Here is a 15,624-nt window from a genome sequence, read left to right on the forward strand (position 1 = left end):
ATGCCCATTATCGACTCACCTGCGATAAAGCCGGATGCCACCGGCACCACGAAGCGCTCGCTCATCAGCGCCGATCTCTTCTCAATAATCAGGGCAATCAAAGCCCCCAGGAACATCGCCAGGGAGTTAAAGAACGGCACGATCATGGAAAGACCAAGACCCGTGGCCGAAGGAATAAAACGCGCCTGCTTCGGAAAGAGCCGCTCCAAAACGGGGATCACAATACCGACCAAACCGCCGCAAACAATCGCGACTCGCGCCGTGGGATGCAGAGCATCCACGCCGGTCGCCAAAAGTTTTGCAACCGCGGCCCAGGTCTGCGCAGCCGGTGCGGGCCACTGATCCGTACCCAAGGAGGCCGCAGTGGGAACGAGGATATAAAACACAGGAACGACAACCAGGGTTCCCACAAAAATACCAAGGAACTGCGCAATAAACTGCTGACGCGGATTCGCACCCAGAAGATAACCGCTCTTCAGGTCATTCAAAAGATCACTCGCCGAACTCGCTGCACCGGATGTGACCGCCGCAGTCATAAGGTTCGTTGTAATATTCGAAGGCGCCAAGGCCCCAAAGGCCAGCTGAGTCACCTTCCCCATCGCGCCTGTAGGCGTGATATCGGTTTCCCCGGTCGCACGGCTCGCCACGATACCGAGGAAGAAGGTCAAGGCCACAGCCACGATCCCCATCCAGATACTCGTGTTAAAGAAATAATTCATCGCCACAACGCAGCCGAGGGCCGTGAGCAGAAAACCAATCGCAAACCACGACGCCGGCACTTCAATCGCGCTGATGGCATCGGGAGGCGTCTGATTCTTCCGCGAAAAGATCTTCGTCATACCCAACAAAGCCCGCTGAATCGTACGCCACTGCATGAAGAATGCGGTCAAACCCGATGTCACCATCAAAGCCGCCCCACCCCAGGTACTCCAGCCGACGATCGCACGGAAGCCGAGCTTGCTCGCATCAATCGCGCCGGCATCCACCATCATCGGGGCCAGAACCATATAGTTGATGATCGCTCCCAAAAGCAGCGACCAGGCCACGCGCCAGCCGATGATCGCGCCCGCGGCCATCATCACCGTGCTCACTTCAAACGTGACAGTCCATTTGCTCAGGGCCATGCCGCGAATCGAGCCGGGAAAATCCCAATGCGCCGGAATCGAAAAGGGCTTGCCCGCATCCCGGAACCACGCGATCACCGCACCAAACAAGGCCGCAAAACCCAAAGCCCGCGCTTTGATCGAAGCCTCGGCGCCGGTGGCATGCAGACTCCGCAGGGTTTCCGCCGCCGCTGTTCCACTCGGAAAACGCAGCTGGTCGATGTTGATCATCTGCCGTTTCAAAGGCACGGCCATGAATACGCCAAGCGCCGCAACGAGAAAGACGAACACGAAAAGCGCGCCCATCGGCAGATGTTCGCCGTTGATGATCAAATACGCCGCAATCGCCGAAATCATGATCGTTCCGGTCGAATAACCAGCCGACGAGGCGGTCGATTGCATGCAGTTATTTTCCAGGATCGACATATCCGTTTTGAAGAGCCGCGGAAAGGCCTTCATGAGGGTTTTATAGATCGAAAAGGACAGGACGCAGGCGGTTATCGCAACGCCCAGGGACCAGCCTGTTTTCAAACCCACGTAAAGATTCGAAAGCGACATGAAACCGCCCAGAACCGCGCCCATCAGCACCGCTCGCCAGGTCAGCTGCGGAACCTTGTCCCCCTGATAAACTTTTTTAAACCATTCGACTTCCCGCGGATCGCGTCCCTCGAAGCCTTTTTGAGTCTTACCCTTCGGCCCCTTCGCCCCCTTCGGCGCAATGAATTTGCCTTTGGCCTTGGTTTCCTTGGCCTTAATTCCCTTTGCCAACGTTCATGCCCCCCTTCTCCAGATAATAATCGTAGTTTCCTTCATAAACGCGCAGTTCACCGTCGCGTATTTCGAAAACCCGATTGGCGAGGGCGCGCAGGAAATGTCGGTCATGACTCACGACCAGGACGGTTCCATCGAAATCCTGAACCGCTTTCAGAAGCACTTCCCGCGATTCGATATCCAGGTGGTTGGTCGGTTCGTCGAGCACCAGGAAATTCAAGGGGCTGGCGAGGATTTGCGCCAGCAGCACCCGGCTGCGTTCACCGCCGGACAGGACCCCGATTTTCTTATGCACATCATCACCACTGAAAAGAAAGGCTCCCAGAAGGTTTCGAATGAACCCGATGGTGGCGTCCGGCAGACGCGAGCTGATCTCTTCAAAGATGGTGTTGTTCGGATTCAAAAGATCCAGAGCATGCTGACTGAAATAGCCCGTCCGCACACTCGGGCCGATGGCCACGGAACCGTCCGTCGGTTCCGTTTCCCCAACTATGGTTTTCAGAAGCGTGGATTTCCCCGCTCCGTTCACACCCGTGAGGGCGATTTTATTCTGTCTTTGAATGACCCCGGACACCCCGCGGAAAACCTGCCGCTGGGTTCCATCCTCGCGCGTCCAGATCTTGCTCAGATCGGTCAGGCGCGCGACATCATTCCCACTGCGCGGAGGCGTGGGAAAGGTAAACTCAATCGTCTTCGTTTCGGGCGGCGCTTCAATGCGATCAATTTTCTCAAGTTTCTTCACCCGCGACTGCACCTGAGCCGCATGCGAGGCCCGCGCGGCAAAACGCGCGATGAAATCCTCTTCCTTGGCCAGCATTTCCTGCTGACGCCGATGCGCGGCGGCCTGCTGTTCACGCCGCTGCTCGCGTTCGCGCAGATAGAATTCATAATTGCCGGAATAAACAGTCACCTGCTTATGGGCGATCTCCACGATGCGGCCGACGAGCCGATTCATGAATTCCCGGTCGTGGCTCGTCATCATGATCGCGCCCTTATAGGACTGGAGCCATTCTTCAAGCCAGAGGATGGATTCGATATCCAAATGGTTGGTCGGTTCGTCCATCAGCAGCACATCGGGCTGCAGGGTCAGGATTCCCGCCAGCGCAATCCGCATTTTCCAGCCGCCGCTGAACTGCTCGACCGGACGATTGTAATCGGAAGGCCCGATGCCGAGGCCGGTCAGCACCGCCTGGGCTCGCGATTCCAGGTCATAGCCATCGCGCTGCTGGAATTCCATCTGCGCATCACCGTAGCGTTCCATGAGTTGATTGAACGCATCGGGATCCATGTCCGACGTCGCACCCGACGCCAGCTGCGCTTCCACATCGGCGATGAACGCACCGAGTTCCGCGACGCGTCCGGCGCTGGCCATCACCTGTTCAAGGGCGGTGCGTCCGCGCATTTCTCCCACGTCCTGGGAAAAGTAGCCCACCACGCACTGGGGCGGGATGGTGATGCTTCCTGCGTCGGGATGATCTTCACCTACGATCAGGCGGAAAATGGTGGTCTTGCCGGCACCATTCGGGCCGACCAAGCCAATCCGATCGCCTTCACGAATCAAAAAGGAGGCGTTTTCGTAAAGGACCCGCTGGCCCTGCCGTTTGGTCAGATTTGTGAGATGTATCATGCGTCGGAGACTCGTCCTGGAGTTTTTTTACGGACCGCGAGCATAACCGACTTTGGAAGGAAATTCAGCTGAAATCCCGGTCGATGATGGCCGTCAGGGCCGTTTCCAGGAATTCGATCTGGGCCACCAGCTCCTGGCCTTTGCCACGACTTTGCTGGGGCAGAAGCAGACGCTGATCAAACCAGCCAGTCAGAAGCTCCATCGACATCCGCAAGCGGCCTTCGGACAGACCGTCCTTGCCCATACTGAAAAGGCGGCCTTCCAAAAGATAATGCTTCAGATCCTGGCGGAATTCACCGTCCAAGGTCCAAAGCAGGGGATTGCGTCCATAAAGATGCAGCGCCTTGCGAATCGGCGTTGCCATATCCTCGTACACGAGTTGATAGGCCTTGATGAGACTCTGCACCGCCAGCTGCTGATGCCGGATGTTGGTGAAGTTGCCGAGCGCGCCCTGCAGACGAAGGAAAAGTTCCGCCGCCAGGTCCTCGTAGGAAATCTGTTCGGTCTGTTCCTGCGGCGCATTCAGGACGGTGCGCAGATCGCGATGAAAAGAATCCGGGTTCGCAAGGCGCTCCCGCAGCTTTTTGATCTCGTTCCCTATGATGGTCGCTTGATTTTTCTTGCCGAGTTTTTCAAAACAACTGCGCGTGAGTTCCAGCGCCGTGATTTCATCTTCGATCGAACGGCCTTCGCTTCGCGACTTTTGCAGAAAGCGATAGCAGGACTGAAGAGCGGCCTTGGGATTGGCTTCCAGAAGGATACGCGTGAGACGCGCCATGGCCCGCTGCCGAATCGGGGCCTCGGTTTCCATGACCAGCACCAGAAAACGCTCCACCAGCACTTCGCTGGACGGCCTTTTTTGGATATGGCCCAGAAATTCCTCGATCCCCGGGTTATTTCCCAAGGTAGGTGCCATCAAAAACTCCGTTCTCTATGGGTCCAGAGTTTTTATCGGCTCATGTGGTCAAAACATTAAGATGCGGGTCTTTCGCGCGCTTTTTCAAGGGCTTAAAGCCTGCATTACAGGACGTAAGCAGGCTCAATTTCAGGCAGATTAGGGGATTTTTCAGTGATAAAGAGCCTGGCGTTCGGCCGCGATATCGGCCCGCTCCAGATACTCCGTATAGCTCATCTCGCGGTCGATCACACCCTTGGGCGTCAGCTCGACGATGCGGGTCGCGATCGTTTCCACGGTTTCGCGGTCCTGCGAAATGAGAAGGATCGTCCCCTTATAGTTCTTCAAACCATTGTTCAGGGCCGTGATGGATTCCAGATCCAAATGGTTGGTCGGCTCGTCCAGCAAAAGGACGTTCGGCTGCATCATCATCATCCGCGACAGCAGGCAGCGCACTTTTTCGCCCCCGGACAGAACCTTGGTTTCCTTGAATACCTCCGTGCCGCTGAAGAGCATCTTGCCCAAAAATCCGCGCAGGAATTCCTCTTCGGCTTCGGCGGGCTTGGTCGCGCCGCGGCGCAGCCATTCGATCAGGCTCAGGTTCTCGCTGAAAAAGGCCTCATGATCCTTCGGGAAGTAACCGCGCTTGGTGGTCACGCCCCAGCTGAATTCACCGGAATCCGGCGCTTTCTCTCCGGCAAGGATTTGGAGGAGGAGCGAGGCCGGCGCCGTATCACGACCGACGAAGGCGATCTTCTCACCTTTCTCGACGTTCATGCGCAGATTCTTAAAGAGCGCTTTACCGTCAAGCGAACCTGTGAGGTTTTTGACTTCAAGCAGCTGCTTGCCCGCTTCGCGTTCCTGCTGGAAATGAATATGCGGATAGCGGCGCGACGAAGGTTTGATCTCTTCGATGCTGAGCTTATCCAAAAGTTTTTTCCGCGAGGTGGCCTGGCTCGACTTCGATGCGTTGGCCGAGAAGCGCTCGACGAAGGACTTCAGTTCCTTGATCTTGTCTTCGGTCTTTTTATTCTGGTCCTGCTTCTGCTTCAAAGCGAGTTGGCTCGCTTCATACCAGAAGCTGTAATTGCCGGTGTAAAGATTGATCTGGTTGAAATCGAGATCGGCGATGTGGGTCGAGACTTTATCCAAAAAGTGACGATCGTGGGATACGACGATCACAGTGTTCTTGAATTCGCAGAGGAACTCTTCGAGCCACATGATCGAATCGATATCCAGGTTGTTCGTAGGCTCATCGAGCAGGAGGATATCAGGGTTTCCAAAGAGCGCCTGGGCCAGAAGAACCCGGACCTTCATGCCGGCTTCCAATTCGCGCATCAGCATGCTGTGCAACGCGGTCGGCACACCCAGGGATTCCAGCATGCCCCCGGCCTGGCTTTCCGCATCATAGCCGCCAAGGTCCGCGAAGCGATGCTCCAGCTCGCCTGCACGGTAGCCGTCCTCTTCTGAAAAATCCGGCTTCAGGTAAAGCTCGTCTTTCTCTTTCATGATATCGAAAAGCTCGCGGTTGCCCATCAAAACGGTTTTGATGACTTCCACGTCTTCAAATTCAAAATGGTTCTGTTTCAGGACCGCCACGCGCTGGCCCGGGGTGACCAGGACTTCGCCGCGATCGGGCTTGATTTCGCCCGAAAGGATCTTCAGGAAAGTCGATTTTCCTGCGCCATTGGCCCCAATCAGGCCATAGCAATGCCCAGGGTGGAATTTAATGCTGACATCTTGAAAGAGAAACCTTTGGCTAAAAGCCAGGGTGACTTGATTGGTGCTGATCATGTAACTAAGTCCATAAGATGAGGTTCCCGAAGGCGCCTACAGTAATTCATGGACTTGGTTTTGGCTAGCAGAGAATACTTAAGTCTTTTCCCAGGCTTAAGACCGGCTGCGGAGGCTTTGGGGCATTTGGGAGACAAGGCGCAGAGACTGCTGAGGCAGGCCGCGCTCCAAAGCCTCCCACTGCTGGCGAAGGATTTCGGTCATATCGCTGACCGCCGCATGCCGCAGCCAGACCTCTTCACCGAAAATGCGCCAGGCTTCGGGACTGCGCTCCGTATCCAGACGGGAAAGCCTTGTCATCAGGCTATTCCAGGTAAACGGCAGATAATCGCGTTCGGCCTGGAGCTCGGATCCGCGCACGCCGAATTCGGTGGAAAGGATCGGCAGACGCGCGGCCAGATATTCAAAGATTTTGACATTGCTGCCCGATCCTCGCGCGACCGGATTGATGGCAAAATCCGCCGCTTGAAAATAGGGCAGAACGGAATCCACGAAGCCGGTGGCCAGCATATGCGGGGAACGTCCGGCAGGCGCCACGGAGCCAAGGATCAGAAAGTGTATCGAGGCGGACTTGAGGGCCTCCTGATTCTTCTGAACGAAAGACTGCAGCTCGGCGACGGCTTCCATATTCGGCGCATAACGGCTGCCGCTAAAAAGGACGACCCGGTCCTTGGCCTGAAAACCCAGCTTTTCCCGCATCTCGATCCGCTTTGCGGCATCCGGGGCATAAAGCGCGGCATCAATTCCATTCGGCACGAGCTGAATGGGTTTCACCTCACGATTATGCGCCTGGAAGAAAATATAGTCCTCCACCGAACAGGCCAGGATACCATCATAACGTTTGGACGCAGTCTGCTCCCACTGCTGAACGATCGGCGCAAAAAGATGCCGATCGCGGAAACCACCCTGTTCGAGCAGTCGGTATTCAAGATTATGACTCAGGAGCACCCAGGGCTTTCGACGCCAGGGCCCTGGAATCGGCGGCACAAAAGGCAGATCGCAGATAATGCAGTCCGCCCAGTGCAAACGTTCGCGCAAACTCGCAGGAATCAGGCCGGCAGCGAGAATGGGATACTGCCATAAGCGGGGCAAACCGAGGCGGCGGGCCAGAGTTTGAGCCAGACCGAGCGGCAGGGAAAGATTGATCTCCTCGACCAGGCCGGGCTCAATGTCTTCCTGCAGAAGACTGGGGCCGGATCCGTAGTCCTCACGGCGACCGGCAAGGCTATAGATGCAGACATCAAGGCCAAGTCGTGCCAAGGCTTTCGCAAGGTTTCCACTGCGCAGATGGCCACCGGCCTGATTGGGAAACAGACGCAAACCACTGAGGATCAAGACTTTCCGAATACGCTTCAAAGGCCCCTCCAATCCCACAACAACTTATACCATAGCGGCTCCGCAGGGGGCGGCACAATGGGAAGAGCAAAGATCCGGCCAGGATGGGCTGCTTGGGTTGGCTGAATTTATACAGTATTTACAGTGCGTTAACAAAGAGCGCACGAGGGGTTCAGCGCCGCGCTGTCAGATTTTTTGACAGGAGTCGCAGGACCGACCGAAACGAAGGGCGCTGCGCGCGGCTTTCAGGGAACTGGAAATTCCCTATCGAGCCTCGCTTTTATCCTGTGTTAGGTTAAAGGCCACGTTCTCGTCGATAGGGTGGAAGTATGCGTACAAAAGTCTTGATCACAGGTCAGCTGCATAACGTGGCCTTGGAAGGGTTCAATCAAATCGCGGGTCTTGAGATCGTCTACAAGCCCGATGTGGTCTTCGAGGAACTCGTTCCCGATCTGGCCAACACTCATGTTCTGGTGTCCCGTAGTGAAACCAACGTGGATCGCCGATTGATCGACGCATCCCCGCAACTGAAAGTGATCGCGCGCGCTGCCGTCGGCGTGGGCAACATCGATCTCGAATATGCCACCGAACGCGGAATTCTCGTCCTCAACACGCCCGGTAAGAATACCAACTCCGCGGCCGAGCTGACCCTCGGCCTCATGCTCGCCATGCTGCGGAAGATTCCCGAAGCGCAGAACAAGGTGAAAGCGGGCGGCTGGGACCGTCACCGCTTCAGCGGTTTCGAACTGAAAGGCAAGAAAGTCGGCATCGTCGGACTTGGCAATGTGGGCCACCGCGTGGCTCGATTCTGCCGTGGATTTGACTGTGAAGTGTACGCTTATGATCCCTATATTTCGCCCAACGTGTTCTCGAATCATGGCGCGACGCCGGTGAGCTCGCTCCTGGAAATCGCCGAGATCTGCGATATCCTCACGCTGCATGTGCCGAAGAATAAAGAAACGACCAACATGATCGATCGCGCCGTGCTGCAGGCCCTGGGTCCCCAGGGTTATTTCGTGAACGCAGCGCGCGGCGGCGTGGTGGATGAGAAGGATCTTCTGTGGGCGCTCGAAACGCACGTGATCGCGGGCGCAGCGATCGACACCTTTGAAAAAGAACCCGGCCCCTGGATGGATCTTGTGAAACATCCGAACGTTTACTGCACACCGCATATCGGAGCCTCGACCGAGGAAGCGCAGATCGCGATCGGCCAGACCATAGTCGAGCAGGTGCGGAAAGCCTTGGAAGGCGGCGTCGTGGATTATCACGTGAACCTGCCTCAGGTCGGCGTGATCGATAAGCCCATCCTGAAAGCCTACTCCACCCTTGCCGAAAAACTCGGCTCGATCGTCGGCCAGGTCCTGGACTTCAATCCCAAAACAGTGCAGCTCCAGTACCGCGGTGATATCGCGGAACTCGATAACTCCATCATCCGCCTCAGCTGGATGAAGGGTTTCGCCACCCAGGTCGTCGATGATTACGTGTCCTTCGTGAACGTGAACAAGCACATCGAACGCCTGGGCATCGAAATCAGCGAAAGCACGGATCCCAGCTTTACGAGCTATAATTCCGCTTTGAAAATCATCGTCCGCGGCGCTCAGGGCCAGCAGATCACGGTCGGCGGCGTGGTGTTTGAAGAGCGGCATATCCGCCTGACCCTCTTCAACGATTTCCACTTCGAAGTCGAGCCTACGGGCTATCTCCTTCTGATCGAAAACCATGACCGTCCCGGTGTCATCGGTGACGTCGGCCACTATCTGGCCCGTGGTAACGTCAACATCAGCTCCTTCAACCTGAGCCGGAATAAAAAAGGTGGACGGGCGATGGCGATCGTCAGTGTCGATAGTCAGATCCCTGCGCCGCAACTGAAGCAGCTGAAAGAACTGCCCAACGTTGTCAGCGCCAAAGCCCTTTTCCTATGAGCAAGGATGAGCTGAAAAATCCGCTCACCCGCGAAGGCTGGGAGCGGATCGCTGAAGAGCATCGCCAGCTGCTTGAGGTGGAACGGCCACGCATCGTCGAAAACATGGCGACCGCGGCTGCCGAAGGGGACCGTTCGGAAAACGCAGAGTATATCTATAGCCGCAAGCGGATGCGGGAAATCGATAAACGCCTGCGTTACCTCACCGGCCTTCTGAAGGATGCGGAGATTGTGGATCCACGCAATATCCGCAGCAGTCGCATCGAATTCGGGGCCACCTTCGTCATCGAGGACGAGGAGGGCCAGACCCGGGAATGGACCATCGTCGGGGTCGGAGAGTCCGATGCCGACAAGGGCACGATCTCCTGGAAGTCGCCCTTGGCCCGGGCTGTCTGGGGGAAGAAGGTCGGCCAAGTGGTCACTGTACACCGGCCGATGGGCGATGCCGATTACGAGATCATCGATATCCATTATGCCGGACGTCGGGTGGAGTAGGACGAAGTTCAGGCACCCGTCTGTTGGATTTTTCGAACAGCGTCACGCCCTATGGTCTGTCATCACGACTTTAAAACGCTTGTTTTCCCGGCATTCTCCGCCGCTTTACCCTCCTCAGCGATGGAATGAGTTTTGCTCTTCACGGAATCGTTACCGTGAAGAGCGGGCACATTCCAAATAAAACGAGTTGAAGAGGGTTATATCCATGAAGCTGAAGCGTGTATTCGCCGAGTACGAGTGCGAAGAGACAAATTCCTGGGGTTGCTTTTGTCCGTCCTGCAAACAATATCAGAGCTATGAATGTCCCGAAACCGGCGGAGTCCAGACCAGCTGTCCGGATTGTCAGTCGAAATTTATCGTGACGTTCCACCAGTGATATCTGCGGGCGTCGAGGGGGGTCTGCCTTGAGGGGCGGAATTATTGCAGCTTGATTGAGCCTGCGGTTTCCGTGATCATACGCTGTTCCTCAATCCCTAAAGGAGCCCCTTATGTCTCATTCATACCAGGTGGAGCCTGCGCGCGCCGACTGGCCACAGCTCAGTGGAAATATTTACTGCATCGGCCGTAATTATGCCGACCACGCCAAGGAACTTGGCAACGAAATTCCTGCAGAACCTGTCGTCTTTTTGAAAGCGCCTTCGTCCCTGCGTCGACTGGCGGAAGGACCGATCGCCTTTGCCGATGAAACCTATCATCATGAACTGGAACTCGTACTGCTGGTGGGACGTCATCTGAAGAGCCAGTCCGATGTCGGCCCGGATGCCGTCGCGGCTGTGACCCTGGGACTCGACCTGACCCGCCGGGGTGTGCAGGATCAATTGAAAAAGAAAAGCCTGCCCTGGACGATCGCGAAGAGCTTCGCCGGTTCCGGCATGCTCGCGCCCTTCGTCAGCGCCCAAGGCGTGGATTTAACCAGGATTGATCTGCAGCTGGAAGTGAACGGTGAAGTGAAGCAGGCAGGACACACCAAGGACATGATGTTCCCCTGCTATACGATCCTGCATTATCTCGTGACGCTGCAGAACCTGTATCCAGGGGATCTTATCTTCACCGGAACGCCCTCGGGCGTGGGACCTTTGAAACGCGGTGATCAGCTTCGAGTTTTCAGTGACGCTTTGAAACTGAATGCGAACGGCCGACTTTAACGCCGAGCCTGGCGCGTACCGGCAGCAGCTGCGGGTGGTACGCGCAGAACAGCCAGCGAATTGGTTTCATCCATAAAGATCTCACTGTGCACGATGCGTCCCTGCGAAAGCACCAGAGCCTTGTGATTGCTGCCCGGATGCCCCCAATATTCCCAGTGTCCATCACCGACCGGCACCGCCTGGAATCCCGCGACGAAGACTTCGGCATTTTTGGGAAGCGTGCCCTGAATGCGAAGACGTCTCTGTTTCCAGCCAAGGAGTGGCGGCGCTTCCTTCAGCGACTGCGTGCTCACCATGCAGCGATTTTTTTGCCGAACCGTTGCACAGGGTTGACTGTTGCCCACATTAAGACGCCAGCGTTTGGTGCCGTGCTGCTGCGAAGCCATGGCTATCGAAAACTTTTGACCGTTGGTATCCGAAAGCGTGATGCCGGGCTTCAAACGCCAGAAGGCTTTCACATCTGCGGCCTCGTCGATAAACCACTTGCCGTCCTCTTTAAAGGCCCAGTAGGATTTTTTCATGTGAACGCGCAGCAGCGATGACATCGCGCGTACTGTCTCTTCGAAGGTCTTCGCATAGCCTGCGACGAAAGCGGTTTTCTCGGGCTGACCGAAAGGATTCTGCCAGGTGATCTGGCTGCGGATATAACCGACCTGATCGCGCTTGGGAACATAGGTCAGGTTCAATTTCCAGGGCGCCCCCTTATCCACGCGAATGCCAAGGTTTTCCAGGTCATTGGCCAGCATCGGCAGGATGCGATCCTCCAGCACCTCGGCCTGATGTTTTTCCAAAAGATTCGCGGGCACACCGCGGAAAGGCGTCACCTGCAGGGCGATCGCCGTCAGTCCATCATCAAAGTAAAGGCCCATGGAACTGTCATTCGCATCACTGGGATCGGACGCCTCATCATTCTCCACCGTGGCCTTCTGCCGAATCTCCTGCGGGCGGCTCTCCATATCCTCATCCGGCGTTTCTGGATCGGTTTCATCGACCACCTGCGCTCTTTGCGCCTGGCGCTGAACCTTGTCTCTACGCTTCGAAAGGGCTTTCGGCGTGACCATTTCGATGCTGGCCTTCACTTCAAAATCATGATCACCGCTGCGATTCTTCGGAACCTTCAGCAGGCGCGCGCCACGATACGAGGGCTCGCCGTTTTTCACGAGCTCCACGCTCAGCTGTTCACCGGGCTGCAGCCTTAAGTAACGACGCCATTCCCCGAAGCTATCGGTGACGCCCATGGATTTGTTATTGATCGAAACCTTGGCGGCTGTGACCGGATGCCCGGCTTCCTCGATGGCTCGGATTTCCACTAAGACGAAAGGAGCCTGGATATGCGGACGGCGCAGATAACCGAGGGCGGCAAAGCCGGCCAGGAAAGTGAACATGAAAAGGAGTCCGAGCAGCAAAGGCCGCTTTTTCCTTGTGCGTCTTGGCCCAAAGGTCTGCGGGCGGTACACACCGGGCTGAGGAAAAAGCTCATGCGCCGGGACGCGACGGTTGTGTGTAGGATGAGGCTTAGGCGGTGCTTTCGACTTCACGCAAACGCTCCGACTTCCATCAAAGGGAATTCCATCCTGAAAGACCTCAGGCGACAGGTCAGTTGACCACTCTATTCCCAGTCTAGGACCGCTCCCGATTGAAAAAAATGGGCAGGATTTTCCCGAGCCGCACTGGGCAAGACTTTGCCAGTTCCGATAAGCTTTCTCGCTTCCCTTGGACGTTAAGGCTATAATGACCCTTATTGCCAAAAGGTTGAGGATCATGGGCCGAGTTTTTCCGCTCTGTTTGGGGCTTCTTTTCGCGTCCCAAAGCGCAGTTCAGGCACAAATTTCCCAGTCCGGAACGATTTCGGGACCGGATGGGACGGGCCCCCGCACACCCATGCCCAGGGCAGCCCATCCTTCCCTTGAGGAGCAGCTGCGCAGAAAGAAAGCTCAGGAGCCGCCTGCATCCCTTCCCCAGGAACCGGCGATGAGCACGGATGAACTCCTTAGCCCTGCAGAAAAAAAAGCAGCGGATGAGCTGCAGGTCAGCATGAATCTCAAGAATGCGCAGCCGCGTTTTCGCATGCATCTCGGTCTTGCTCCCGCTCTGGCTCGAAAGCTGGCGGGCCCTGCCGATCGCTTCCGCTTTGATCCGGGCCTCGTCTGGCAATCCGCATTCCGTCTCACAGATCCTGAGCGATCCTTCACGTTCTGGACCGGCCTTTATCTGGCCGCATGGAATGGCCACGCGCGATCCGAGACCAGCTTTTCCCGCTTCACCGCTATGTATGTAGGGCCTTTGCTCGCTTTCGAATGGAAGGAACCCGTACGCCACACGCTGGCCTTTGGTCTGGCCGGCGTCAATCGTCAGGCGGATCCTGAATTTCCAGGCGAAAAATTGAAACAGGCCACCAAACGTTATGGTTTGGATGGAAGCGGGCTTTGGCTTAATTATGGCCTGGGTTTTCCGCTGTCCCAGGGATTTGAATGGGAAGTGAAGGCCGGAATTCAGACCAGTTCCGCTTACATGCTTTCCTACTTGAGCATTGGAGTCAGTCTATGGACCGATTGATGATACTTCTTTTATGTTTGGCCAGCTGCAGCACCCCCAAGCCTGCGCCGCCAGCAGAAACGAGCGAGGTGGCCGCCGCAACCTTGCCCGCTCAGGACGAACCCGCACCTCCAACTATGGACACGAATCTGCCTGATCCTTCGCCTCAGGAACTCGGACGCCTTTCCACCTGGCTTGCGGCCCAGGAAACCGGCTTTGAATTGGAAAGGCTCGAAGACTGCGAGGCACAGCTTTTGGTGCGCGCGGATCGCCTGCAGAGCAAGGCTGACATCCAAAAAGCGGCGGACGAGATGCAGGCGGATGTGCGGGAGAGTCTTCCCCTTTATCATTGGTGCTATTTTCATATGATGAGTCGACTGGAATATCAGCTGGAGCAGGAGAACCTCGGTCGTTCCTATCAGGACAAGATCCAGCAGTTTCTGCGGGAATCCAAGGCCCTTTTTATCGTAGCGGAGTGTCTGGATCGCACGCGCCAGACACGGCGCTACCGCGGTAACCTGCAGAAGAAATACATAGCCCTGTCCCAGGCCTACTTTGGTCGTCAGCTGTCGCCCATGGATTCGACGCGTTCCGAACCCAAAAAACCCGCGGCGCCGTTCCGCGAAAAATAGAGCGAGGAGAACCATGGAAGCGATTCAATTGAGCGAGGTCGACAGGCTAAGGTTTCGCGTACACCGGGAACAGGGTGTCGTTACTTTTTACGGCTCCATTGGCGACACGCCGGATACGGCGGCCTTGGATGGAATTCTTCTGAATGGTTCCATCTGCGATATGCGCAATCTGGTTTTCGCATCCTGGATTGGCCTCGCGACGATCGGGGAATACATTCAGCAGCGTCAGATGAAAGTCAGCTTTCGCGCCCTGCCCTTTTCCGTTTACGACGCCATGCGGCTCAATAAGGCCTTCGAGGATCAGACTTTTCTGAGCGCGGAGCTGCCCCTTGTTCACAAGGACACGCAGCGCATCAGCTACGAGATGATCGAATTCGCCCAGCTCAGGAGCGATGCCGAGAAAGGCAACGAATGGGTCCATCCCCAACCTGGGTGCCTTCTCCTCATCCCGACCCGATATATCTTTCCCGACCTTGCCGGCCAGCGTTCCATCGGGCATTTGCCGGTCCAGGTGCTGACACCGCAAAAGGAAATCGCCAGCTTCTGGCTTCAGTACGGGGCCTTCAGCCAGTCAACCGTGGCCATCAGCAATACCCTGATTCATGCCGCGAAATTCAACATGAACCAGATCCTGAGCGAAATCAAGGCGAAGACCGCCGCGGGTGAGAATGCTCTGAAGCTGATCGACAGCACCATCAATCACAGACTCGTGCCGCGCCTGGAAACCATGATGCAGGACATCGAGAAGGAGTTTGATACGCTGTCCAACAAGGTGCAGCAGAAATTCGAGGACTGCGAGAAACAGCTGGCCGGCCTCAGTCTTCTGGCCCTGAACAAAGGCTGCGAGGCGAGTGCCTTCACCAGCGCTTTGGAAAACTATGCCCGCTGCCTTGATAGCCTGACCCAGATTGCGACGATCTGCGAGGACTGCGGCGGCAATATCGGTGACAAGCTGGGCGCTGTGCGGGTGGTCGAGACGATCAAGCAAGGGCTGACCGGCATTGCCGAACCCGCACCGGATGCGCTGACGGCCATGCGCGCCGCGTTTGCCATCATGGATATCATGTCGGAAGACGACTGGCCGGCCTCGCGGGAACTGATTCTGGCCGAGATTGATGCCATTGATGCCCTGACGGGTCGCTCGGTGGTGACCCTTCAGGTCTTTGATATGATGCGGCAGATCCTGGAACACCGTATCCGCGAAGTGGGGCTTATGCTCAGCGCCTTGACCCAGAGCGGTCCCGAGGCCCTTTTGGATCCCGAGCTGCGGGACGCTGTCCTGAATAAAATCGGGGCCCAACTGGTGACCGAACAGGAAAAGGCCGCCTTTGCCTTCTTTCTGCCTGATGGTTTTCAGAAGTTCGGCCAGAC

12 protein-coding genes are annotated in these 15,624 nt (G+C 56.4%); 6 read left to right on the forward strand and 6 right to left on the reverse strand.

Features of this window, described 5'->3' with window-relative positions; genetic code table 11:
- The 5 genes from VFO10_RS06480 to VFO10_RS06500 form a co-directional block, all read right to left on the reverse strand.
- Positions 1-1,871, reverse strand: a 1,871-nt coding sequence (locus VFO10_RS06480; protein ID WP_325138255.1) for an OPT family oligopeptide transporter, incomplete at its 3' end; no start/stop codon positions are given.
- Positions 1,855-3,501, reverse strand: coding sequence for an ABC-F family ATP-binding cassette domain-containing protein (locus VFO10_RS06485; RefSeq protein WP_325138257.1), 1,647 nt, complete (start codon positions 3,499-3,501; stop codon positions 1,855-1,857). The genes VFO10_RS06480 and VFO10_RS06485, both read right to left, overlap by 17 nt.
- Positions 3,502-3,565: 64 nt before the next feature.
- Positions 3,566-4,417 (reverse strand): hypothetical protein, encoded by an 852-nt coding sequence (locus VFO10_RS06490; protein ID WP_325138259.1) that lies wholly within the window; start codon positions 4,415-4,417, stop codon positions 3,566-3,568.
- Positions 4,418-4,567: 150 nt separating this feature from the next.
- Positions 4,568-6,190, reverse strand: coding sequence for an ABC-F family ATP-binding cassette domain-containing protein (locus tag VFO10_RS06495; RefSeq protein ID WP_325138261.1), 1,623 nt, complete (start codon positions 6,188-6,190; stop codon positions 4,568-4,570).
- A gap of 96 nt (positions 6,191-6,286) precedes the next feature.
- On the reverse strand, positions 6,287-7,546 hold the full coding sequence (locus VFO10_RS06500; RefSeq protein ID WP_325138262.1) for a glycosyltransferase: 1,260 nt from the start codon (positions 7,544-7,546) through the stop codon (positions 6,287-6,289).
- A 308-nt stretch (positions 7,547-7,854) separates the two neighbouring features.
- Between VFO10_RS06500 and serA the strand changes: the two genes are divergently transcribed.
- The 3 genes from serA (at position 7,855) to VFO10_RS06515 (ending at position 11,086) form a co-directional block, all read left to right on the forward strand.
- Positions 7,855-9,447 carry a phosphoglycerate dehydrogenase gene (serA, locus tag VFO10_RS06505; protein ID WP_325138264.1) on the forward strand — a complete coding sequence of 531 codons (1,593 nt, stop codon included), beginning with the start codon at positions 7,855-7,857 and terminating at the stop codon, positions 9,445-9,447.
- Positions 9,444-9,941, forward strand: coding sequence for a transcription elongation factor GreA (greA, locus tag VFO10_RS06510; protein ID WP_325138267.1), 498 nt, complete (start codon positions 9,444-9,446; stop codon positions 9,939-9,941). The genes serA and greA overlap by 4 nt, the downstream gene beginning before the upstream one ends.
- 488 nt (positions 9,942-10,429) lie before the next feature.
- Positions 10,430-11,086: a fumarylacetoacetate hydrolase family protein gene (locus VFO10_RS06515; RefSeq protein WP_325138268.1), complete on the forward strand. Its 657-nt coding sequence runs from the start codon at positions 10,430-10,432 to the stop codon at positions 11,084-11,086.
- Here the strand turns inward: VFO10_RS06515 and VFO10_RS06520 are convergent.
- Entirely contained in the window at positions 11,083-12,492 is a 1,410-nt protein-coding gene (locus VFO10_RS06520) for a hypothetical protein (RefSeq protein WP_325138270.1), read from the reverse strand. The two genes, VFO10_RS06515 and VFO10_RS06520, sit on opposite strands and share 4 nt — an antisense overlap.
- 355 nt (positions 12,493-12,847) lie before the next feature.
- Between VFO10_RS06520 and VFO10_RS06525 the strand changes: the two genes are divergently transcribed.
- From VFO10_RS06525 to VFO10_RS06535, 3 genes are all read left to right on the forward strand, one after another.
- Entirely contained in the window at positions 12,848-13,642 is a 795-nt protein-coding gene (locus VFO10_RS06525) for a hypothetical protein (protein WP_325138272.1), read from the forward strand.
- A complete protein-coding gene (locus VFO10_RS06530; protein ID WP_325138273.1) occupies positions 13,630-14,253 on the forward strand; it encodes a hypothetical protein in 624 nt (207 codons plus the stop codon). Before VFO10_RS06525 ends, VFO10_RS06530 begins: the two co-directional genes overlap by 13 nt.
- Before the next feature lie 13 nt (positions 14,254-14,266).
- Positions 14,267-15,624: hypothetical protein (locus tag VFO10_RS06535; RefSeq protein WP_325138275.1), on the forward strand; the 1,358-nt coding region annotated here is incomplete at its 3' end.

Origin of the sequence: Oligoflexus sp. (assembly GCF_035712445.1) — a bacterium.
GTDB lineage: Bacteria > Bdellovibrionota_B > Oligoflexia > Oligoflexales > Oligoflexaceae > Oligoflexus.